Source organism: Paraclostridium sp. AKS73, assembly GCF_025671395.1.
Classification (GTDB): Bacteria; Bacillota; Clostridia; order Peptostreptococcales; family Peptostreptococcaceae; genus Paraclostridium; species Paraclostridium benzoelyticum.
Map to the genome: position 1 here is coordinate 52905 of NZ_JAIXHU010000009.1, position 24914 is coordinate 77818.

Annotated in this window: 16 protein-coding genes and 4 pseudogenes; 4 read left to right on the top strand and 16 right to left on the bottom strand. The window is 30.1% G+C overall.

Annotation, left to right across the window (positions count from 1 at the left end; all coding sequences use genetic code 11):
- Window positions 1–32: 32 nt before the first annotated feature.
- The 5 genes and pseudogenes from acdB to LEQ07_RS07515 form a co-directional block, all read right to left on the bottom strand.
- Window positions 33–1166, bottom strand: coding sequence for a putative isocaproyl-CoA dehydrogenase AcdB (gene acdB, locus LEQ07_RS07495; protein WP_046822235.1), 1134 nt, complete (start codon window positions 1164–1166; stop codon window positions 33–35).
- 135 nt (window positions 1167–1301) lie between these two features.
- A pseudogene (locus LEQ07_RS07500) lies at window positions 1302–2427 on the bottom strand (2-hydroxyacyl-CoA dehydratase subunit D).
- A pseudogene (hadB, locus tag LEQ07_RS07505) lies at window positions 2427–3646 on the bottom strand ((R)-2-hydroxyisocaproyl-CoA dehydratase subunit HadB). Before hadB ends, LEQ07_RS07500 begins: the two co-directional pseudogenes overlap by 1 nt.
- A gap of 6 nt (window positions 3647–3652) precedes the next feature.
- A complete protein-coding gene (locus tag LEQ07_RS07510; RefSeq protein ID WP_263330117.1) occupies window positions 3653–4444 on the bottom strand; it encodes an acyl-CoA dehydratase activase in 792 nt (263 codons plus the stop codon).
- Window positions 4445–4465: 21 nt separating this feature from the next.
- Window positions 4466–5698, bottom strand: coding sequence for a CaiB/BaiF CoA transferase family protein (locus tag LEQ07_RS07515; RefSeq protein ID WP_263330118.1), 1233 nt, complete (start codon window positions 5696–5698; stop codon window positions 4466–4468).
- Between the two features lie 574 nt (window positions 5699–6272).
- Between LEQ07_RS07515 and LEQ07_RS07520 the strand changes: the two genes are divergently transcribed.
- A complete protein-coding gene (locus tag LEQ07_RS07520) occupies window positions 6273–7289 on the top strand; it encodes a D-2-hydroxyacid dehydrogenase (RefSeq protein WP_046822832.1) in 1017 nt (338 codons plus the stop codon).
- Window positions 7290–7405: 116 nt separating this feature from the next.
- Here the strand turns inward: LEQ07_RS07520 and rlmD are convergent.
- The 11 genes and pseudogenes from rlmD to LEQ07_RS07575 form a co-directional block, all read right to left on the bottom strand.
- A pseudogene (gene rlmD / locus LEQ07_RS22435) lies at window positions 7406–8762 on the bottom strand (23S rRNA (uracil(1939)-C(5))-methyltransferase RlmD).
- Window positions 8763–8875: 113 nt separating this feature from the next.
- Window positions 8876–10635 (bottom strand): annotated as a pseudogene (gene pyk, locus LEQ07_RS07530) (pyruvate kinase).
- Window positions 10636–10651: 16 nt separating this feature from the next.
- The gene (pfkA, locus tag LEQ07_RS07535) at window positions 10652–11611 is read right to left on the bottom strand and encodes a 6-phosphofructokinase (protein WP_046822829.1); all 960 of its coding nucleotides are present in this window, start codon (window positions 11609–11611) and stop codon (window positions 10652–10654) included.
- Between the two features lie 176 nt (window positions 11612–11787).
- Window positions 11788–15273 (bottom strand): DNA polymerase III subunit alpha, encoded by a 3486-nt coding sequence (locus LEQ07_RS07540; RefSeq protein ID WP_046822828.1) that lies wholly within the window; start codon window positions 15271–15273, stop codon window positions 11788–11790.
- A gap of 183 nt (window positions 15274–15456) precedes the next feature.
- Window positions 15457–16407 (bottom strand): DNA-binding protein WhiA, encoded by a 951-nt coding sequence (whiA, locus tag LEQ07_RS07545; protein WP_263330119.1) that lies wholly within the window; start codon window positions 16405–16407, stop codon window positions 15457–15459.
- Between the two features lie 26 nt (window positions 16408–16433).
- On the bottom strand, window positions 16434–16847 hold the full coding sequence (locus LEQ07_RS07550; protein WP_263330120.1) for an NUDIX hydrolase: 414 nt from the start codon (window positions 16845–16847) through the stop codon (window positions 16434–16436).
- Between the two features lie 64 nt (window positions 16848–16911).
- Entirely contained in the window at window positions 16912–18021 is a 1110-nt protein-coding gene (locus LEQ07_RS07555) for a gluconeogenesis factor YvcK family protein (protein ID WP_046822826.1), read from the bottom strand.
- Window positions 18022–18036: 15 nt separating this feature from the next.
- Complete coding sequence (gene rapZ, locus LEQ07_RS07560; RefSeq protein WP_046822825.1) at window positions 18037–18894, bottom strand: RNase adapter RapZ; 858 nt, start codon at window positions 18892–18894, stop codon at window positions 18037–18039.
- A 14-nt stretch (window positions 18895–18908) separates the two neighbouring features.
- Window positions 18909–19622 carry a PHP domain-containing protein gene (locus tag LEQ07_RS07565; RefSeq protein ID WP_046822833.1) on the bottom strand — a complete coding sequence of 238 codons (714 nt, stop codon included), beginning with the start codon at window positions 19620–19622 and terminating at the stop codon, window positions 18909–18911.
- A 4-nt stretch (window positions 19623–19626) separates the two neighbouring features.
- Window positions 19627–20541, bottom strand: a complete 915-nt coding sequence (gene murB / locus LEQ07_RS07570; protein WP_263330124.1) for a UDP-N-acetylmuramate dehydrogenase — start codon at window positions 20539–20541, stop codon at window positions 19627–19629.
- A gap of 172 nt (window positions 20542–20713) precedes the next feature.
- Window positions 20714–21478, bottom strand: a complete 765-nt coding sequence (locus LEQ07_RS07575) for a formate/nitrite transporter family protein (RefSeq protein ID WP_263330126.1) — start codon at window positions 21476–21478, stop codon at window positions 20714–20716.
- Between the two features lie 317 nt (window positions 21479–21795).
- On the opposite strand from LEQ07_RS07575, the gene LEQ07_RS07580 reads away from it, so the two are divergent.
- The 3 genes from LEQ07_RS07580 (at window position 21796) to LEQ07_RS07590 (ending at window position 24900) form a co-directional block, all read left to right on the top strand.
- Window positions 21796–22638: a formate/nitrite transporter family protein gene (locus LEQ07_RS07580; RefSeq protein ID WP_046824120.1), complete on the top strand. Its 843-nt coding sequence runs from the start codon at window positions 21796–21798 to the stop codon at window positions 22636–22638.
- A 100-nt stretch (window positions 22639–22738) separates the two neighbouring features.
- Window positions 22739–24223, top strand: coding sequence for a cardiolipin synthase (cls, locus tag LEQ07_RS07585; RefSeq protein ID WP_084822233.1), 1485 nt, complete (start codon window positions 22739–22741; stop codon window positions 24221–24223).
- Between the two features lie 179 nt (window positions 24224–24402).
- Entirely contained in the window at window positions 24403–24900 is a 498-nt protein-coding gene (locus LEQ07_RS07590) for an NADH-quinone oxidoreductase subunit NuoE family protein (protein WP_021430327.1), read from the top strand.
- Window positions 24901–24914: the final 14 nt, after the last annotated feature.

Genomic DNA, 24914 nt, shown 5'->3' on the forward strand with positions numbered 1-24914 from the left:
TAACTAGTATAAAATATTTTTAAAGGTTTAATTTATTTTAAAATGCTCGAAGATATTACCATTTTTTGAACTTCTGATGTACCTTCATATATAGACATTATTCTAGCATCTCTATATATTCTTTCGATTGGATAATCTTTTATAAATCCATATCCACCATGTAATTGTAATGCTTTATAAGCAACTTCATTTGCTATTTCAGCTGCATAGTATTTAGCCATAGCAGATTCTTTAGTCATATTTACTCCTGCATCCTTCTTCTCAGCTGCATCATAAACTAACCATCTAGCTGCATTTACTTTTGTTTCCATATCAGCTAAAGTAAATTGAGTATTTTGGAATTTAGAAATCGGTTTTCCGAATTGAACTCTTTCTTTTGTATATTTTATAGCTTCATCAAGTGCCCCTTGAGCAACACCTAATGCTTGAGCTGCAACACCTATTCTACCCGCATCAAGAGTTTGCATAGCTATCTTAAATCCTATACCTTCTTTTCCTAATAAATTTTCCTTCGGTACTTTAACATTTTCAAATATTAAGTCTGAAGTTTGAGTTCCTCTAATACCCATTTTATCTTCATGAGCTCCAACAGAGAATCCTTCCCATTTACTTTCTACTATAAATGCAGATGTACCTTTTAAACCTTTTGATCTATCTGTAACTGCTATTACTATAGCAAAGTCACATATAGGTCCATTAGTTATAAAAGTTTTTCTTCCATTTAATATATAATGATCTCCATCAAGTTCTGCTGTTGTTTGTTGTGCCGAAGCATCAGATCCTGCTCCTGGTTCTGTAAGACCAAATGCCCCTATCATTTCACCTGATGCTAGACCTCTTAAATATTTTTGTTTTTGTTCTTCTGTTCCATTACTAAGTATTGGAAGTGATGCTAAAGATGCTGATGCAGTTGCATAAGTACCAGTAGATGCACATCTTCTACTAAGCTCTTCCATTATTATCGCATATGATACATAATCAGCACCTGCTCCCCCATATTGTTCAGGTATTGCGACACTTGTATATTTTGCCTTAGCCATTTTGTCTAATAATTCTCTTGGCATTTCCCCAGTTTTATCAATTTCTTCTGGTAAAGTTGCCAATTCTCTACTTACGAAGTCTCTTACTGCTTTTCTTAAAAGTTCTTTCTCTTTATTAAATAACATATTCTCCTCCATTTTATATTCTAAAATTTTTGATATGAGATATTATTAAAAACAAAATCTTTAGAAATAATTCCTATAATCAATGCATCTGTTTAGTTTATTAGATATAAAGATTTCGCTTGTTACAAATATAATTTAGGCGAAGCTAAGCATCTCAGAGAAGGCTTGCACACGAGTTCTTACTTGCTCATTATTTGATGTCTGTTGATCAACTTCAATATATAATGTAGGAATATTACTTGATTCTATATCCTTTTTAACTACAGGATAATCATATTCCTCTGGATCACAGAATTTCATCATACAGAATACTACACCATCTGCTCCATTAGCTTTTACTTCATCTACTATCATAGATCCACGTTTTTTATCTGGATCATAAGCTAATGAACATCCTTCTACATTTGACCATTGTCTTGCTAATCTTTCTAAAGCATCTTTTCCATCTGGAACTAAAGTTCTAAATTGTCTAGATTCTTGAGCTAAATCATCTGCAATAACTGTTATATTATTTTCTTCTAATATCTCTAAGATATCTTTTGAGTCCAGTGATATACCAGTAAGTACAACTTTCCTTCCTGTACATTCTTCAACTTGCATTTTATTTAGTTTAGATATAAGGTTTTTAACTAAATCAGTATGTTCCTCTTTTCTCATAAAGAATCCACTTTTTATAACTAAATTTCTTACTGAAGGTTTTATTGTTTTTGAATATTTAGGAGCTAATGCTACAAACTCTTGCATTACTCTTCTATGTTCATTGTAAACTTCTATACTTTCATGTAATTTTTCTTCTGTTATTTCATGCCCACATATTTTTCTAATTCTTTTTTACATGTTTAAATTCATTAACTAAGTATGTTACCCCTGAGTCTAGCTTTCTATTTTGCGGATAAACTAAAGCTATATAAGGTACTTGTGGAACTGCTACCTTCCAGTTTTGACCTAGGCAAATTAATGTATCACACATTCCAGGTATTATAACAGCTGAAAGTTCATTGTAAGCTCCTTTAAGCCCATATTCTAGAGATGATTGCATTATTGAACATGCAAATGCTGGAAAATACTGTTTTGCTAGATCTAATTCAGTATGTCCGCCCCATATACCTACAGGAAACATTCCTGCTGCATGGATTATTTCTTCTGGACAGTAAACTGGGAAACATCCTATAGCCTTATTTCCAGTATCTTTCTTAAATTTTTTGATAACCTCATTTGGATTATCAATTACTTCTTGCATTCTTGCTAAAATAGCTTCCATTATATTTCACCTCTGTTAAGATTTTTTCTCTCATCCATAACTTCAACTAGACCTTGTATTCTAGTTTCAAATTGAGCCTTAGTAAATCCTCTAGGATCTGCTTGGTCTCCATCAAAACCAGCTGATGGTATTCCTGTAATTTCTTCAGTTTTTCTTTGCATTTCATACTGAATTAAACTCATAAGCTTACAGCTTCTATTCATATGATAGAAAGCTCCATCACATTTACCATCTCTTAATGAGTTAACTCTAAACTCTGTCATTTGATCTAAGTTAACATTATTGAACATTCCACTGTAAGCTCTTGCCATTCCATCTAAATCATTAACTTCATATTGAAGAGCCCATGCATGTGGGTAAACACTACCTGTCATATTAACTCCATATTTAGCTAGTGTTTTCATTTTATATCCTATATAAGGCCAACAAGGAATTCCTTCCATCATTATTCTATATTTTTCTTCTCCTCTAAATGTAGAGACTTTATTTTTCTTATTTTCTTCTAATTCATCTATTAAAAGTTTAAATGCTTCTGTAGTTTCCTTTTTACCTCTTGCACAAACTATTACTGCCATATAAGTGAATAAATCAAATCCATTCATTGGAGATGGATCTGAACCTTCAGGTAAACTCATTGAGTATTTCCAAAGTCTACCATTTCAGCAGATGTCTTCATTACATCTTCAAACTTTTTAGGATCAAATTTTTTGCCTGATATTTTTTCAAGTTGTGTTATAGCTTCTTGGAATTGAGCTTTTATATATTCAACCCTTTCATCTGTAACATGATCTTCATCATTGAAAGGTAAATCTATCATTATCATAGGTATATTTAATTCTTTTGATATATTTTCATACCATTTTATTACTTGGTTACATATATTGTTGCAACATAGTAAAAAGTCTGGCTTTGGCATATCTAAAGTATCACTTTTTCCTTTTTCTAAAAACCCAAAATTTGTTCTAGCGTAAGCACATAAATCTATAGAATATCCTTGAGCTTCTGATCTTTCGCATAAATCTAATGACTCTTTCTTTGCAGCTACTCCTGCTGCTTGGTTTTCTGGGTAACATAAATTCAAATCAAATACCTCTGCTAATTCTTGAGGAAATACTGAAGTTGACCAACCAACAGGTCTACCTTCTTCTTTAGCTTTAAAAGCATTTGCATACTGTTGAGCTAAGAGCTCATTTATCACTGTTCTAGCATCTTTTTTCAGACATTTTCATCCCTCTTTACTATTATTTTTTGTTTCATTGTAGGCATATATAGCTGCTCCTAAGGCCCCTGTAAGTTGAGGTATCTCAGGAACTATTATATTAGTCCCTAACTCTCTTTCCATAGCTTTAACGACGCCTGAATTTTTAGCAACTCCACCAACCATAACTACATCCTCTTTGACTCCAAGTCGCTTTACCAAACTGGCAACCCTTTTAGCAACTGAAGTATGTATTCCTGCAACTATGTCCTCTATAGCTATATCATTTGATAAATGTGATATAACTTCTGATTCTGCAAAAACTGTGCATGTATTACTTATGGATACTTCATTTTGAGATCTCATTGATATATCTCCAAGATCAGATACATCCACTTCAACGATTTTTGCCATAACATCTAAAAATCTACCAGTACCTGCTGCACATTTATCGTTCATTAGGAAGTTTAACATAACCCCATTATTATCTAACTTAAGTGCTTTAGCATCTTGACCTCCGATATCTATTACTGTTCTAGCTGTAGGTACTAAAAATTTTACACCCTTAGTATGACAACTTAATTCACTTATTTGTTTATGAGTTTCAGCGTATTTCATACGCCCATAACCAGTTACTACAGTATTTTGAATATCAGAACCTTTTATATTAAGCTTTTTGTACAAATCTTCAAGAACTCTAGCAGGCCCGCTAGTTCCAGTTCCTGAAGATATTGTAGAGTAAGCTACTATTTCTTTTCCATCTTTTAAAATAAGTCCTTTAGATGCAGTTGACCCTATATCTAATCCCATTGTGTACATTTTGAGCGCCCCTTTTTATCTCTAAACTAGCTCTTTTGAATCATCTAACTTAACAGCTTGAGAGTTAACCATATTTAATATTTCTTCTTCTGTATAACCTAACTCTTTAAGAATTTCTTCTGTATGTTCTCCTACTCTTGGAGCTGGTGTATATTCTTTTATTCCCATAGTTTTAAACTTAACTGGTCCGTTTACTAACACACCTTCATTTCCATTTGCATATTTAGTTTTAAATAGAAAATCGTTTGCCCAAGCTTGCTCATCTTTAAGTATATCTTCACAACTTTGAACTTTTTCAAATGGAAGGTCTGCTTCTTCTAATAATGCTGACCATTCATCTAATGTTTTTTCAAGCATTGCTTCTGCAACTATTTCAACCATTTCATCAACATGTAATGGCATTACTTTTATATCATTGAATCTTTCATCTTCCATTATTTCTGGTCTATTTATAACGTTACAGAATTTTGGAAGCCATTTATTATATTGAATTAATGCAAGTTGTATCCATTTACCATCTTTACATTTATAAGTGGTCATAAGTGGACTATTTGGCTTAGCTCTTGATATAGGCATTGTATTTCCATATTGAGCTGTAGTAATCATCATTCCCATTCCATAAAGTGCTGTATGGTATAAACTTACTGTTACTCTATCCCCTTCACCTGTCATTTGTTTTTTATAAAGAGCTGCTAATATACCTGCTGTTAATGAAACTCCTGCATAGTGATCTCCAAATGCTGCTGCTGTATTACATGGAGAAGTTCCTTTCTCCATAAGAGATTGACTCACTCCACCTCTTGCAAAATATGCTGTATAGTCAAATCCCGGTTTATCTTTTAATGGTCCATTTTCTCCATATCCAAGTATATGAGCATGTATAAGAGCAGGGAATTCATCTTTTAATTGCTCATAAGTAAGACCTATTTTTGAAAGAGCTTGTTCTCTAACATTAGTAATAAATATATCAGCTTTAGCTAAAAGCTTATGAATTATTTCTACTCCCTCTTTTGTTTTTACATTTACGCTTATACCTTTTTTATTTCCATTTTCTAATTCAAACATTGGATTTTCTTCATCTGTACATGGAGATTTGAAAGTTCCACCCATAACTCTTATTCCATCTCCACCAAGTGGCTCTATCTTAATTACTTCTGCGCCCCAATCTCCAAGTAGTTTGGCGCAGCAAGGAGCTGCTACGAAACTTGATAATTCAACAACCCTAACACCTTTTAGTAATGCTTTATTATCCATAACTCAACCTCCTATAATTATAAACATCATATAATATTTAATTTAATTTGATAATTAATAATTCTAAAATAAGTTTTAAAAACTTTGAGATAAAATTTTATTTTGCTATTTATTTTGTTAAGCATTTATCGTGCCAAGATTTGTATTTTTAATGAAATAGTTAATTTTTACACATTTTCTTATGTTTTATATTTTTATAATTTAATTAATAAATTTAATTTCTATTGCAAAACACCTCTATATCGTTGCAAAATGCAAGACTTTTTATTTTCATCATTTTTCAAATATATATTTCATTTAAATTTAATTGAAAATTTATCCATTTACATTGTTGTAAAATTAACTAACTGTATGTTATGATTTAATCATAATAGCATATTGTTAGTTAATTATTTAATTTTCATATGCTATTTATAGTTATGTGCTTTTTTATATTTTGACTATAATTTGTCATTATATAAATAATTATTATAATAGACGAGCTACTCATATAAATATATTGTTATAATGTTTATTTATATTACTTTTTTAATTGTATAATAGCTTGTCTATTTAAAAATAAGGGGGCTTTAATATGAAAATATTAATGTTTAGTACACGTGAACATGAATTACCTGCAATAGCAAAATGGATTGAGGAGAATGGGAACAATGTTCAAGTCGATACAATTGAAGAAGGCTTATCATCAGTGACTGTTGACAAAGCTAAAGGGTATGACGGAATTTCTATTCAACAAACTAATCCAATCGATGATGCTATAATTTATGAAAAATTAAAAGAATTTGGAATAAAACAAATAGCTTCTAGAGCAGCTGGTTTTGATATGATTGATTTAGACCAAGCTACTAAAAATGATTTAGTTATAACTAATGTACCTGCTTATTCACCAAACTCAGTAGCAGAACTTGCGGTAACTCAGACAATGAATCTCCTGAGAAACATGCACCTTATTAATAGAAATGTTAATACTGGAGACTTTAGATGGTCAGCTAATTTAATTGCAAGAGAAATTAGATCTACTACAGTGGGAGTAGTCGGTACAGGTAAGATAGGTTCAACTGCAGCTAAGTTATTCAAAGGACTAGGTGCAAATGTTATAGCCTATGATGCTTATCCTAACGAAGATCTAAAAGAAATTTTAACTTACAAAGATTCTTTAGATGATCTTATGAAAGAAGCTGACGTTGTGTCTTTACACACACCTCTTAATGAAAATACAAAACACATGATAAATAAAGATAACCTAAAATTAATGAAAAAAGATGCTTTTTTAGTTAATACTGGTAGAGGTGGAGTTGTTTGTACAGACGATTTAATTGAGGCTTTAGAAAACAAAGATCTATGTGCTGCTGCTTTAGACACATTTGAAACTGAAGGTACTTTCTTAAACAAAGTAATACCTCATCACGACCTTACTGATCCTCAAGTAAAGAAATTATTAAATATGGAAAATGTCCTGTTTACTCATCATATAGGATATTTTACTACTACCGCAGTTGATAATTTAGTAAGTACTGCATTAAATTGCGTAAAAGAAGTGTTAGCTACTGGTGATAGCGTTAATAATGTATTAAAACTTGTAAATGCTTAATAGCTTCTAGCTATATTTAAATAAATTTATAAATTTAAAAGGCTATGTTAAATCACATAAAGTGACTTAACATAGCCTTTTATTATATATATCTCAATTTTTATTAATTCAAATTTCTAATCACGGTATAATAATGCTACAGATTCAACGTGCATAGTATGTGGGAACATATCTACCGGTTGAATTTCTTTGCATTTATACCCTCTTTCGTCTAAATATGCTAAATCTCTGGCTAGAGTTGATGGGTTGCACGATACATATACAACTTTATCTGGTTCCATAGATACTATAGTATCTAATACCGATTCTTCACATCCCTTTCTAGGTGGGTCTACAACTACTACATTAGCTGTTTTTCCTTCTTTGTATAATTTAGGAACTACTTCCTCTGCCTTACCTACGAAGAATTCTGTATTCTCTAGTTTATTTAGTTTAGCATTTATTTTAGCATCTTTTATAGCATCTCCAACGATTTCAACACCATAAACCTTTTTTGCTTTTTGAGCTAAAAATAAAGATATTGTTCCTATACCACAGTAAATATCAAATACTGTATCATTTTCTTTTAGATCAGCATATTCTAATGCCTTATTATATAAAACTTCCGTCTGTGATGGATTAACTTGGAAAATGATAATGGAGATATTTCAAAAACTAGATCTCCTATATAATCATTTATCTTCCCATCACCATATATAACTTTATTTTCTTTTCCTAAAATTACATTAGTTTTTTCTCTGTTTGTATTTAAAACAAGAGTCTTAAATCCTGGTACATTCTCTTTTAGTACTGAGGCTAATTCATTTAAATATGGAAGTTTCTTTCCGTTCGCTACTAAAACAACCATTACCTCTTTAGTCTTAAATCCAACTTTAGTTACTAAATGTCTTAATACTCCTGTATGAGTCTTTTCATCGTATATACTAACATTATAAGCTTTTATATAAGTTTTTATTATTTTAATTATTTTATCATTTACGTCATGTTGAATTATACACTTATCTGTAGGAATTACATCATGACTTTTCTTTTTATAAAAACCTATAACTGTTTTACCATTATTTTTTGTATTGGAAATTGAGCTTTATTTCTATATCTAAATGGATTTTCCATTCCTAATGTTGGGTGAACTAGTGTATCATGTAATTTACCGATTCTATTAATAGTCTGCTTTACTTCATTAGTCTTTATATCTAATTGCTTTTGGTAATCTAACTCTTGTATTTGACAACCTCCACAATTAGATAATTTATCTGAGCATACTCTATCAACTCTAAATGGAGATTTTTCTACTATCCCTACTATTTCTCCAACTGCATAGTTTTTTTTAGATTTAGTTATTTTTACTTTTAGCTTGTCACTTATCAATCCGCCATCTACAAAAACCGTAAACCCGTCATGCTTACCAATTCCAACGCCACCTTGACCTATATCAACAACGTCAACTTCATACTCTCTGTCTTTTAATAGCATAGACTTTTCCTCCGAACATAATAATTAAACTACAAAAACTAATTTTACCAAAAAAATAGGAGCTTATAAAGCCCCTATATTAAATATAGCACAAATTTTTTGAATTTATAGTTTTATAATACTCTACTTGCACCTCTATATATAACACCTCTAGCAGTATCAACTGTTATTACTTCACCATCATTTACTAAGTCTATTATATTTTTAGCTGAAACAACGACTGCTTTATCTAAGCTTATACCTACTATAGCAGCATGAGATGTCATTCCACCATCTTCAGTTATTATAGCTCCACATTTTTCTATATATGGATTCATATGTGCATCTGTCATATGAGTTACTATTATATCTCCTTCTTCAAAATCTAAAACTTCATTTTTATTATCAAATATTCTTACTCTACCTTCTACAGTTTTAGTTCCTACACCTATACCATTAGTTATTTCTTCACTTACTACATGAACTTTTATTAAGTTAGTAGTTCCACTAACTCCAACTGGAACTCCTGCAGTTATAACAACTAATTCTCCATTTTGTAAGTAAGAAGCTTCTTTAGCTGCATTTATAGAATTTTCTATAACTTCATCTGTATTTGTAGCTTCACTTGCCATTATAGGATATACACCCCAAGTTAAAGCTAATCTTCTCATAACTTTTTCATCGTTTGTAGCAGCTATTATAGGGCATTCTGGTCTGAACTTAGATACCATTCTAGCTGTGTGACCTGAAGATGTTGAAGTTATTATAGCTGAAGCCTTTAAATCTACTGACGTTGTACAAGTTGCATGACTTATAGCATCAGTAACATTTACTCCGTTAAGTTTCTTATTTTTTAATAATTCATTATAATTTAATGTTTCTTCTGTTCTCTTAGCTATAGTAGCCATTGTTTTTACAGCTTCTACAGGATATTTACCAGCTGCAGTCTCTCCTGATAACATTATTGCATCTGTTCCATCATATATAGCGTTTGCAACGTCTGTCACTTCTGCTCTTGTAGGTCTAGGATTTCTTATCATAGAATCTAACATTTGTGTTGCAGTTATTACTGGTTTACCTAATTCATTACATTTTCTTATCATCATTTTTTGAGCTATAGGTATTTCTTCTGTAGGTATTTCAACACCTAAGTCTCCTCTAGCAACCATTATACCATCAGAAACTTTTAATATTTCCTCTATATTATCTACACCTTCTTGGTTCTCTATTTTAGATATTATTTGTATATCTGTAGCATTATTATTTTCTAATACTTCTCTTATAGCTAAAACATCTGATGCCTTTCTTACGAAAGATGCAGCTATGTAATCTATACCTTGTTGTATACCAAACTCTATATCACTTATGTCTTTTTCTGTTATAGCAGGTAAATTTATTTTTACTCTTGGTACGTTAACACCCTTATGATTTTTAACTATCCCTGAGTTTTCAACTACACAGTGTATTTCTTCCCCTTTTACTTCCTCTACTCTAAGACCAACTAGTCCGTCATCTATAAGTATAGTATCACCAGTAGTAACATCTTCTGCAAGACCTTTGTAACTTACTGTACACATCTCTTTAGTTCCAACAACATCTTTCATTGTTATTGTGAACTTTTGCCCTTCTTCTAATAAAACCTCTGGATCTTGGAAGTTTCCTGTTCTTATTTCTGGACCTTTAGTATCTAATAATATAGCTACTGGTTTATTTAATTTTTTCTAACCTTCTTAGCCATATCGAATCTTTCTTTGTGCTCTTCATGAGAACCATGAGAGAAGTTGAATCTGCATACGTTTAATCCATTTTCTACAAGTTGAGTTAAAATTTCCTCGCTTTGTGATGCTGGTCCTAGTGTACAAACTATTTTAGTCTTTTTTATCCCTTTTAACATTTTAGATCCTCCTAATTTATATAGATAATATTTTTACCATTTCATAAGTTTCATCATCAAATTTTCTTTCCATAGCTAAAGCTTCATATATATCTAAATCTATAATCTTATTATCTTTTATACCAACTACTCTAGCTGATTTGCCATCTAATAATAATTCTACAGCACGTACACCCATTCTACTTGCAAGTATCCTGTCAAATGCACTTGGACTTCCACCTCTTTGAACATGTCCTAACACTGTTATCCTTAAATCAGCGCCTGTTCTAGCAACTATTTCTTTTCCTAGCTCACTTGCGTTTCCAACCCCTTCAGCTAGAACAATTATACTATGTCTCTTTCCTCTTTTTTGAGTAGTTTTTAACCTTTTACAAACATCATCAATTTTGAAATCTATTTCTGGAACTATAACTGTTTCCGCTCCACCAGCAAGGCCTGCATATAAAGCTAAATCTCCACAATGTCTCCCCATTACCTCAACAATATTAACCCTTTCATGAGATGATGATGTATCTCTTATTTTTCCTATTGCATCTATTATAGTGTTCATTGTTGTATCAAAACCTATAGTATAATCTGTATATGGTAAATCGTTATCTATAGTTCCTGGTATTCCTATTGCTGGGAATCCTAAATCACTTAGTTTTTGAGCTCCATTAAATGATCCATCTCCACCTATAACAACAAGACAATCTACTTTATATTTTTTAAGTATCTTTACTGCTACAGCTCTTCCTTCTTCTGTTTTAAATTCTTCACATCTAGATGATTTTAATATAGTTCCACCTCTATGTATTATATCTCCAACTGAAGATAAATTCATTTCTTGTATGTCTTCTTCTATTAATCCTTTGTACCCTCTATTTATTCCATAAACCTTACACCCATAGTATATAGCAGATCTAACAACAGCCCTTATAGCTGCATTCATACCTGGCGCATCTCCTCCACTAGTTAATATACCTATAGTTTTCATTAACATTACCTCCTAGTTGATTAATATATTTCATTTTTTAAGGGACATTTTTAGTCCCTATATTATATTTTCATCCCAGTGTAATTAAAAAATTCAGATAGTAGCGAAACTATCTATTTTTTGTCTATTATATCATAATTTCGCTACTTTTTTATATAATAAAATTTTAAATACCCTTAAAATTTTACTTTTATATTTGTTTTTGGCAATATATGTTCCAATTCATTAATTAAATTTTCGTTTATATTAACCTTTATATGGTTCCATTTATATACCTGTTTTATATTTTCTGCGTATATATATATATCATTTTCTCCCGGGTATTTAGTTACTACCGATATTAAATCATTTACTAACTCTTTATTTTCTATAGAATTAATTTTCAAGTATAAAGTAGGCTTATCTTTATTCCCACTATCATTCATATCTCTTATTTCTCTAGCTATAAGTTTTGCATTTTCGTCTTCTTTTATACTCAATCTTCCATCTATATAAATAATTTTATCTTCTTGGATAACTGTATTATATTTTTGAAGAACTTGAGGAAAAACTATAACTTCTATAACTCCAAATAAGTCTTCTAATTCAATTATGGCCATTAAATCATTTCGTTTTGTTGTTCTTATAGTTTTATTTATTACTATACCACCCATCGTCACTTCTCTTTCATTTAAATTTAGATAAGTAATATAGTCGTCTTTTATTTCATTTAGTTCAGCATTGTTTATTGTAGTATTTCTTTTTATTTCATCTTTATATTGAGATAATGGATGCCCACTTACATACATTCCTAACACTTCTTTTTCTAAATAAAGTCTTTCTTTTTCTTCTAACTCTTTTACATGTGGTAATGTATACATACTTTGTATATCATTATTTATAGATTCATCCATCTCAAATCCATCAAATAATGAAACTTGTCCTGCTAAATTTTTCTTTCTATCCATAGATATACTTTCAAGAAGTTTTTCATATCCAAGAAGCAAACTAGCTCTATTGTCTCCCATTTCATCAAAAGCGCCACATTTTATAAGACTTTCAATTATACGTTTATTTAAATCTTTTGAATCTAATCTTTTGCAAAACTCATTAAAATCTTTAAATTCTCCGCTACTTTCTCTTTCTTTTATTATATTATTTAATACATTTACACCTACATTTTTTACTGCTGCAAGCCCAAATCTTATACTTTTGTCTTCAACTGAAAATTTAGTAAAACTTTTATTTATATCTGGTTTTAAAACATCTATTTTTAGGCTATTACACTCTCTTATATATTCAACAACTTTATCTGTATTACCCATGACACTAGTTATTAAGGCTGCCATAAATTCTACAGGATAATGAGCTTTTAAATATGCTGTTTCATATGCTAATACTCCATATGCAGCGGCATGACTTTTATTGAATGCATACTTTGCAAAGTCAATCATATCATCGAAAATTTTGTTACCTATATCTTCAGGTACTCCATTTCTAACACATCCAGCTATTTCAAGTTCTCCATTTTCATCTGTCTTACCATGGATGAAATATTCTCTTTCTTTTTCCATTACATCCATTTTCTTTTTACCCATAGCTCTTCTAACCAAGTCACTACGTCCGTAACTATATCCACCCAAGTCTCTGACAACTTGCATTACCTGCTCTTGATAAACTAAACACCCATATGTAACTTCCATTATAGGTTTTAGTTTTTTATGAAGATATTCTACGTTTTCAGGGTTATTTTTATTATTTATATAAACTGGAATAGAATCCATAGGTCCTGGTCTGTATAAAGATATTCCGGCTACTATATCCTCAAAATTATCCGGTTTAAGCTGTTTCATAAAGCTTCTCATACCAGCACTCTCTAACTGGAATACCCCTAGAGTGTTTCCAGATGAAAGTAATTCATAAACTTTAGGATCATCATATTCCATTTTAGAAAAGTTTATTTTTAAATTATGATTTTTTTCTATTAAATCAAGTGCATCTCTTATTACTGTTAAAGTTCTTAGTCCTAAGAAGTCCATTTTTAATAGGCCTAATTCCTCTAAAGTTGTCATTGTAAACTGAGTAGTTATAGCATCTTGATGCTTATATAAAGGGACATACTCATCTATTGGCTTTTTAGATATAACAACTCCTGCAGCATGTGTTGATGCATGTCTTAACATTCCTTCTATTTTTCTTGAAACATCTATTATTTCTTTTGTCTCTGAATCTTCTTCATATAATTTTTTAAGATTAGGATTTGTATCTAATGCTTTGTCTATTGTCATTCCTAGTGCAAAAGGAATTTCTTTTGCTATATTATCAACTTTGTTATAACTAACGTCTAATACCCTCCCAACGTCTCTTATGGCAGCTTTTGCTCCCATTGTTCCAAATGTTATGATCTGAGCAACATGATCTTCACCATATTTCCTTTTTACATAATCTATAACTTCTTCTCTACGCTCATAACAAAAATCTATATCTATATCGGGCATAGATACACGTTCTGGATTTAAGAATCTCTCAAATAATAGAGAGTATTTTATAGGGTCTATATCAGTAATGTATAAAGTGTATGAAACTATAGATCCAGCAGCACTACCTCTACCTGGACCTACCATAATATTATTTTCTCTTGCAAAATTTATAAAGTCCCAAGTTATCAAGAAGTACTCTACGTAACCCATCTTCTCAATTACACCTAATTCATACTCTAATCTATCTAAAATCTCTTGTGAGGGCTTTTTATATCTTTCTTTAAGTCCCTTAAAGCATAACATCCTTAAATACTCTTGAGGTGTATATCCACCAGGAACATCGTATTGAGGTAAATGTATAGTATTGAAATCAAATTCAACATTACACATTTGTGCAATTTTAGAAGTGTTATCTAAAGCTTCTTGAACTTCAGGAAAAATTTCTTCCATTTCTTCTCTAGATTTAAGATAGAATTCATCACTCCCAAATCTCATTCTAGCTGGGTCATTTACAGTTTTACCCATTTGTATACACATTAATATATCATGTATCTTTGAATCTTCTTTTCTTACATAATGGACGTCATTAGTTGCTACTAATCCAACTCCAATTTCTTTAGAAAGTCTTATTAACTCTCTGTTAACTTCTTTTTGCTCAGGTAAATTATGATCTTGAATTTCTAAATAATAATTTTCTTCGCCAAAAATTTCTTTATACTTCAAAGCTATATTTTTAGCTTTATCATAATTTCTATTCATCAATGCTTGTGATACATCTCCTGCTAAACAAGCAGAAAGTGCAATGATACCTTCACTATGTTTTTTTATTTCATCTATATCAACTCTTGGTTTATAATAAAATCCTTGTACATATGCTGCTGATACTAACTTAATTAGATTTTGATATCCTGTAGTATCTTTAGCTAGAAGTATTAAATGTCCCTGAGATTTATCAAAATTAGGGTCTTTATCTTTCATTCCTCTAGGTGCTGTATAAACCTCACATCCTATAATAGGCTTTATTCCTTCTTTTTTTGCTACTTTAAAAAAGTCTATGGCCCCAAACATACATCCATGGTCAGTTATTGCAACTGCACTCATATTTAATTCTTTAGCCCTGTTTACTAAATTTTTTATTCTTGAAAAACCATCTAGCAAACTATATTCTGTATGAACATGTAAATGTACAAAATCTTTGCTCAAAGACCTCACCTCCTGCTTGTAAAAAAACCTTCTATTTTAATTTTCAATGATTACTTTTTTGAAATACATATACGAAAATTATATTAACTCATAATTATAAAAGGAGTATAATTTCCTATGTATTATAAAAGTAATTTTACCACAATATATACCTCTTAATCAAAAAAAGAGGCATAATGCCTCTTATTCTAATTTCAATCTTAAATTATCTGCTATTTGTTCTATTTTCCTTAACCTATGGTTAACTGCTGATTTACTTAATTGAGGACTAGCCATTTCTCCAAGTTCTTTTAATGTTAAATCTTCATACTCTATTCTTAAAACTGCTATTTCTCTTAAATTTGGCGGAATGTGATCTAATCCTACTTTTTGTTGTATATATTTTATATTTTCTATTTGCCTTACAGCTGCATTAACAGTTTTTGATAAATTAGCTGTTTCACAATTAACAATTCTATTTACGTTGTTTCTCATTTCTTTTACTATCTTTGTACTTTCAAGACTTAATAAAGCTTGGTGAGCTCCTATTATGTTTAATAAATCTGATATTTGTTCACTTTCCTTTAAATATACTACGTAGTTATTTTTCCTAGATACAGTTTTTGAATTAAATCCTAAGGAATTTATAAGATCCTTTAATGATTCTGCAAATTCTTCATTATTTGTTACAAATTCTAAGTGGTAATTTTTTTCTGGGTCGCTAATAGAACCTCCTCCTAAAAAAGCACCTCTTATAAAAGCTCTAATACAGTCATTATCTTTAATAAGACCTTCAGGAACTTTATTCATCGTAAAGAAATAATCTTCTTGAGATAAAATACCTAATTTTCTTAATAAATTTTCCGCACCCATTTCACTAGTAACCATAAGTACATAACTACTATTCCGTTTTAACATTTGATTTTTATTCACCGATATCTCTGTGTTAATTCCAAAATTAGATTTTAATAATTTAAAGATCTTCCTAGCAGTTGAGTTTAACTCTGTACTTATTTTTAAGTTTAACTTTTTATATCCAGCGATTTGTATACTTCCTGCCAATCTGACTATTGCAGAAAGCTCACTTATATTACAGCATTCATTATCCGAAAAAATTCTAGCTAGTTCATTTTTTGTTTCTGCTGAAAAAGACATCTTTCATCACCTATAGTTAATTCTTTTTAATCTTTTTTAATCTCGTCTAAAGCAACTTTTATAATTTCTTTTTCATCGTCATATCTAGCTAAATCTACTACTCTATCTAAGTGAACAAACTTAGCATCGATGAAACCTTCCTCTTTTTGAGGAATCGTATCCATATTTCTTGCTTGCATTAAATACCAATACACAGTCTTATGAACTGCTTTGTTCTCATCCCAATTTTCCTTGAAAGTATAGTGTATTTCACCTAAATACTTTAGTATATCAGCCTTTACACCTGTTTCTTCTAGAACTTCTCTAAGTGCTGCATCTTCCTTATTCTCTCCAATTTCAACTTTTCCTTTAGGCAATACCCAGTCTCCATTAAATTTTCTAAGTAAGAGCACTGCATTACCAAACAATACTACGCCCCCGGCACTAACCTCTTCTCTCATTGGTGTTCACTCCTTAAAATAACATAATAATAAGGATTTCTACATAAATTTTTAAAATCCTTTTTTACTTCTCATTATCATAAATATGACTTAGTGCCAAATTAACAACTACATTAGATATGTAATCTGCATCGTGTCTTATATAGTTACTTTTTATTTCTACTAAATTACATTCTACCACTTTTATTCCCATATCTTCCAGTGTTTGTTTTTGTTTTTTATCTAATAATACTTGGCTTGCGCCATCTTTATTGTAAATTTCAAATACAGGCTTTGGTAAAACTTCATTATTTGTTATTACTATATCAATTATATCTTTTCCACAATGTTTATTTATAGCATTTATATGGTCTACAACATTAAAATTATCGGTCTCTCCAGGTTGAGTCATTATATTTGATATATACACTTTAGGAGCTTTAGATTCTTTTATTGCATCAATAACTCCATCTACTAATAAATTAGGCATTATGCTTGTATATAAGCTTCCTGGCCCTATAACAATAATATCTGTATTTTTTATAGACTTAATAACCTCATCTAGTGGTTTAGCATTTTTAGGTTCTAGCTCTATACTCTTAATTTTCGTATTTTGAGACCTAACCTGATTGGGTATATTAGATTCACCTTTTACAATATTTCCATTATCAAGATTTGCTATTAAGTTTATATCCTCTAACGTTACAGGTAAAACCCTGCCTGTTATAGCAAAGACTTCACTCATTTTATAAACAGCCGTTTCAAAGTTGCCGTAAACTCCATTCATAGCGGCTAAAAATAAATTTCCAAAGCTCTGACCTTTTAAAGCCCCCTCCGTAAATCTATATTTCATAACAGCGTCCATAGTAGGCTCCATATTCGCTAATGAAAGTAAACAGTTTCTTATATCCCCAGGAGGCAACATACCCAAATCTTCCCTTAATACTCCTGATCCTCCACCATCATCAGCAACAGTTACTACAGCCGTTATATTAGGAGTGTAATGCTTTAGTCCTCTTAAAAAAACTGATTGACCTGTTCCTCCTCCTATTACAACTACTCTAGGTTTTTCTTCTTTTATATTATTTTTCATAGTCTTGTTAGAGTTTTCTTTTTTTTCTTTAAGATATAGAAAAACTACACTTATTGAAAAAATCCACCCTACTAATCCTATAAAAATTATTACTGATGTCATAATTCCCTCCAAATTTTATCTAAGAGTGTAATCTCTATGTTTTTTTACAACTCTATAGCCCTTTTTGATCAAATCATCATAAAGCAAATTAGAAATTGTTACAGATCTATGTCTTCCACCTGTACACCCAATAGCTATAACTAAATGACTCTTCCCTTCTTCAATATAGTGAGGTATTAAGAAATCTACCATATCTTCTAACTTAGCGAAAAATTCTATACTTACATCAGAATCCATTACATAATCTCTTACAACTTGATCTTCTCCTGTTTTAGGTCTTAAATCTTCTACATAATATGGATTGGGTAAAAATCTAACATCAAATACTAAATCTGAATCTATAGGTATTCCATGCTTAAACCCAAATGAAACTACAGATATTGTAAGTTTAGGAGTTTTTTCTCCTTCTATATATAACTTGCTTATTTCATCTTTTAAATCTCTCGGCTTCATATTGCTAGTATCTATAATACTATCAGCCTTATCTCTTAAAGTCTGAAGAATTTCTCTTTCTTCTTTTATTCCTTCTGTTATTTGCGTAGATTTAGCCAATGGATGGTTTCTCCTAGTCATTTTATATCTTTTTACTAAAATATCATCTGCGCAATCTAAAAATAAAACTTCATATTTATAATTTTCTTTTTCTAAGTAACTTAAACTTTCATGTAATGTCTCAAAGAACTCTCTTCCTCTTATATCTATCCCTAAAGCTACTTTATCTATGTTAGAATTTCCTTGATAACATAACTCTGCAAATTTAGTTATAAGAGTTGGAGGTAAATTGTCTACGCAATAAAACCCAATATCTTCTAAAGATTTCATAGCTTCACTTTTCCCAGATCCAGATAATCCTGTTACTATTATAAATCTCATACTATCTCCCCCTCTTAAAATTTAATATTTTTTATAAGGCTTAAATCTAAGTTTGCTTCTTTTGCAATTTCTATAGCTTTTTCAAAATTACCAACGTTATTTGGAGTATGTGCATCTGATCCTATAACAAACTCTACACCTGTATTTTTAATCTTTTTTATTTGTTCAACACTCAAGTTTCCATGATGCGAATTTATTTCTAGTAAAGTGTTTTGTTTAGCTGCTGCCTTTGCTACTTCATCAATATATACATCCCCTTTATCTCCAGGATGAGTAACTATAAATAAATCATTGTTTTCAATAGCATTTATTACAGCTCTTGTGTTGTAATCTTTACACGCCCCTTTAATTTTCAAATAATTAAATGTATGGTTAAGAGCACTTTTTATAGATGTAGGCATTGATCCAAAATGATACCCAGCCATAGTATAGTCTAACATTTTAGATATTTTATAATCTACATCTATATTTCCTTTATCATCTAATATATTACATTCCATTCCTAAAAGTATTTCTATTTCAGTATACTTTTCATTAAGTCTATCTATTTCTTCTCTCATTTTCGCTATATTATCATATTTAACTCCATATGCAATATGCTTATACCCATGATCTGATATACCTATCTTATCGATATTTTTTTCAATAGCCACTTTTACATTATCTTCAATGCTTCCTTTTCCATGACTGTATACAGTGTGAGTATGATAATCAGCTATTATTTTCATATTATTATTCATCTCCTAGTATTTTAACTTCCTCTTCTAGCATAATACCAAATTTAGAGTTTACTATATTTTTAACTACATATATTAAATCTAGTATATCTTTAGCTGTTGCATTTCCTAAGTTAACTACGAATCCAGAGTGTTTTTCTGAAACTTGAGCACCTCTTAAAGTTAATCCCTTTAATCCACTATCTTCTATTAGTTTTGCTGCAAAATATCCTTCTGGTCTTTTGAATGTACTTCCTGCACTTGGTAAGTTTAAAGGTTGTTTTGTTACTCTACTTTTCGTTAATTCTCTCATAGATTCTCTTATTTCTTCAAAGTTACCTTCTTTTAACTCTATAATTGCAGATAATACAATATATTCCTTTTTACTTATTATACTCTTTCTGTAAGAAAACTGCATTTCTTCATTAGTTAATTCAAAAATATTTCCTTCAAAATCCATAAGTTTAACACTTTTTACTATATTTTTCATTTCTCCACCATATGCGCCTGCATTCATAGCTATGGCTCCACCTAAAGTTCCCGGTATACCTGCTGCAAATTCAAATCCTGTAAGACTTTCATTTAATATAGCTTTTCCCATAAAAGAAAGTAATGCTCCTGATTGTGCATAAACAGTATTTCCTTCTATACTAAACTCATTGAAGTTATCAGCTATTTTTATAACTACACCTCTTATACCTCCGTCTCTAACTAAAAGGTTAGATCCATTACCTATAACTAAATATGATATTTTTTCCTTCTTTAATAAAGATACTAAATCTTTTAGTTGCTCTTCATTTCTTGGCTTTACTAAAAAATCTGCCGGACCTCCTACTTTAAACGATATATGATTTTTCATTGGCTCGTCTAAAAGTATGTCTTCCTTGTTTAATATATTTAATAAATGTTTATATATAAATTCCTTATTCATTATATTTCCTCCTAATTGGTGTTCTTTATTCATTTAATTTCTTCTTTACATTAAAATTATCCATATACTATAATAATGTATTAAAAACAAAATAACAATATACAAAACCTTGAATTGAGACTAAAAACGTTGATATAACTATCAACGTTTTTTATTTGCTATTAAAGTTTAATCAATCTTCTTTTAAATAACAATTATAATATATATATGGAACTATAATAGCCCCTCCAACTATATTCCCAAGTGTAACTGCTATTAAATTAAAGATTAATTGTAAAATCGATACATCAGCTCCTAGTACCATTCCCATAGGAATAAAAAACATATTAGCTATACTATGTTCAAATCCACATAAAACAAATAACATAATAGGAAACCAACACGCAAAAATTTTAGAAACTATATCTTTTCCTGCGGTTGCAAACCATACAGCTAAAACAACAATAATATTGCACATTACTCCTTTTAAGAAAGCACTTGTAAATCCTAATATTGCTTTACTTTGTGCTATATTCATAGACTTTATAGCTGCATCTTTAACTAAAGTATCACTAAAATAAATAAATGCTACAAGTATAATTGCTCCTATAAAATTTGCTATATATACCAATACCCAATTTCTAATCATTTCCTTTATTGTTATTTTTTTATCCATAACTGCCATTGACATAAGGTTATTTCCTGTAAATAACTCAGCTCCACAAACCACAACTAGCATAAGTCCTATTGGAAATATACTTGCTCCTGCAAATTTTGCTAATCCTGGATCTTTTATAGTCTGACTAATTAAAATATTACCTAATGCCCCTAATCCAATAAATAAGCCTGCTAAAATTCCTAATAATAAACTTTTTTTTGTAGATAATTTTGATTTTTTTATCCCAGATTCTACAGTTGCATTCGCTATTTGTATTGGAGTCAAAAAACTTTTATCCATAAAAATTCCCCCTAAAATTTATATATTTAATTATATGAAGCTTGTTGTAATTAATTTCACAAATAATTAGAAACATTACTATAATTTAAAATTCATTTTTAAATTTATCAAAATCTAGCCGAACCAATATTTTGACTAAACTTTCTCAATGTTTTAACTTTAATTAAATAAAATAATTTTTTATTTCCTAATTTTGTATTTTCTTGTATGTCGTTTTTTGTATACAAATAATTATTTTGTTGTATAATTGTTAAAGTTGTGTATTTATAAAATTTTTTAATTATTTATAATATTTTTTATATTAGGAGGAATTTTAAATGAGCGATAAAAAAATGCTTACACCTGCTGAAGTTGCTGAATACACTTTACATGCAGGAATAAAAAAAGCGACTACTCCAACTAAAAAAGTTTTAGTTTCTGCATTTTTAGCTGGAATGTATATAGCTTTAGGAGCTTTAGGTTCTATTGCTGCATCATATAACTTACTAGCTAACCCAGCTACTTACGGATTAGGTAAAATGGTCGCTGGACTTATGTTCCCTGCAGGTCTAGTACTTATATTAATAGCAGGTGGAGACTTATTTACAAGTAATATTCTTATAACATTAGCAGCTTTAAAGAAAAAAGTAACTTGGGGCCAAACTATTAAAAACTGGTCTTTAGTTTGGATCGGAAACTTAATAGGTGCTGCTTTTGCTGCTGCTTTAGTTGCTAAGTCTGGTGTATTTGATTGGAGCAATGGGTTGTACGGTGGAGTTGTTATAAAAACTGCTGTTGGTAAATCAAATATAGAATTTTTTGCAGCTATAGCTTCAGGGGTAGTATGTAACTTATTAGTTTGCGCTACTGTTTGGGCTTCTTATGCAGCTAAGTCTGTTTCAGGAAAAGTAATGATGGGTTGGTTAGGAATATTCGTATTCGTATGTATAGGGGTAGAACACGTTGTTGCTAACATGGGATATTTATTAGCTGGTTTAATAGTTAAATTAAACCCAACATATTTAGAAGCAGCTCATAAAACTTTAGCTGATGTTGCAAACTTTAATTTTGGCAATGTTTTATTACATAACTTCCTACCTGTTACTATAGGTAACATAATAGGTGGTATGGTAATCGCAGGATCTTACTACTTCTTATTCATGAGTAAAAGCGAAAATTAATATTATATATTTCAGACCCTCTTATTTATGTAAGAGGGTTTTTATATGGTTAAATATTTGCCTTTTTGTTATAATTAATATAATTATCCAATTGCGTAAAATGCATTTCAAGGAGGGGATTATCATTTTATCCGTAATTTTTTCATATGAATTTTTAGTAATAGCTCTATATGTGATTAACTTTTTAGTCATTCTTAATATGATATTTAGAGAAAGAAGAAGTATAGAATCTTCAGTTGCTTGGATTTTAATTTTAACAATAGTTCCTCCAGCAGGTTTTGTTTTATATACAGTGTTTGGTCGAAAAATGAATAAAGTTAACATGTTCAAATTAAAAAAAGAGGAAGATAAAAAATTAAAAAGTAGGATGATTGAATCTACAGATTTCTTACAATACTCTGAGCGATTTGAACCTAGTATAGCGGAACATAGAGATATGATTTACTCTTTAGCTACCTTAAATAGTGCCCCCTATACTACAAATAATAAAGTTTCAATCTATACTGATGGTTACGAATTCTTTGATGAACTAAAAGATCAGTTAAAAAAAGCAAAAAAATATATTCATATTGAATTCTATATTTTTAAAGACGACGGAATAGGAAATGAAATTTTAGATATTCTTATTGAAAAACTTTCTGAAGGTGTAGAGGTTAGACTTTTGTATGATACAGTTGGGAGTAGACTTTTATCTGAAAAAGGAATTCAAAAACTAAGAAAATCTGGAGGTAAGATCGGAGCTTTCTTCCCTTCATTCTTAAAGATAATAAACTTCAACTTAAACTTTAGAAATCACCGTAAAATAGTTGTAATCGACGGCGAAGTAGGATTTGTTGGTGGATTTAATGTCGGGGATGAGTACTTAGGAAAAGATCCTAAGTTTGGTTACTGGAGAGATACTCATACTAAAATAGTAGGATCTGCAGTAAATGATTTAAATCTTAGATTTATGATGGACTGGAGATATACTACACATGAAGATATTAGTTTTACTAAGTATTTAAATGATGATATTAATCCGTATAACGGCAATGTAGGAATACAAATAGTTAATAGTGGTCCTGATTTATCAGAAATAGACGAAATTAAATATGGATACTTAAAAATGATTCAAAAAGCTAAAAAATATTTATATATCCAATCTCCATATCTTATATTAAATAGTTCTTTGCTTGATGCTCTAAAAATAGCATGTTTATCTGGTGTAGATGTAAGAATAATGATTCCTTCTAAACCAGATCATCCATTTGTATATTGGGCAAGCTATTCTTATGCTGGAGAACTTTTAAAATTTGGAGCTAAAATTTATACTTATGATAAAAATGCTTTTCTTCATTCAAAAACAGTGGTTATAGATGACTCAATTTGTTCTATAGGTACTGCAAATATGGATATTCGTAGTTTTGAACTTAATTTTGAAGTCAATGCATTTATGTATTGCTCTGATGTTGCAATTAAACAAAAAGAGATATTTGAAGAAGATATAGAAAAATGTGTACAAGTAACTCAAGAAATGTATGATAACAGATCTAGAGTTATTCAGTTTAAAGAATCTATATCAAGACTTCTATCTCCTGTTTTATAAAACAAAAACACCTAAAATAAATATATTATTTTGGGTGTTTTATTTATTTGTTATTTATTTTTGAAAATTTAGAAATTTGCTAAAAACTTTATAGTAAATACGCTATAATATGTATATCACGACAAATATATTAATATATTATAAAATAAAGTTTTAGTTTAATATCAAGGAGGTTCTGTATGTGTAGATGTTCTCAATGTAACAATGATGTATTTGAAGAATTAGATGAATTTATAGATTCTTTACCTACTAAAAAAGGGGCTCTAATCCAAGTTTTGCACCATGCACAAGGTCTATTTGGTTATTTACCAAAAGAAGTGCAGCTTCATATTGCAAAAAAATTGGATGTATCTCCAGCTAAAGTTTATGGTGTTGTAAGTTTTTACTCTTACTTTACCACTGAACAAAAAGGTGAATATAAAATAAGCGTCTGTCTAGGTACGGTTTGTTTTGTAAAAGGTGCAGACAAAATACTTGCTGAATTTGAAAAACAATTGGGGATTAAATCTGGGGAAACTACATCTGACCTTATGTTCTCTCTTGAAGGTCTTAGATGTGTTGGAGCTTGCGGCCTAGCTCCTGTAGTTGTTGTAAATGGAAAAGTTTATGGTCAAGTTAAGGTTGATCAAGTAAAAGATATAATAGCTGAATATAAACAAATAGAAGCTACTTGTTAATTAAGGGGGAAGGG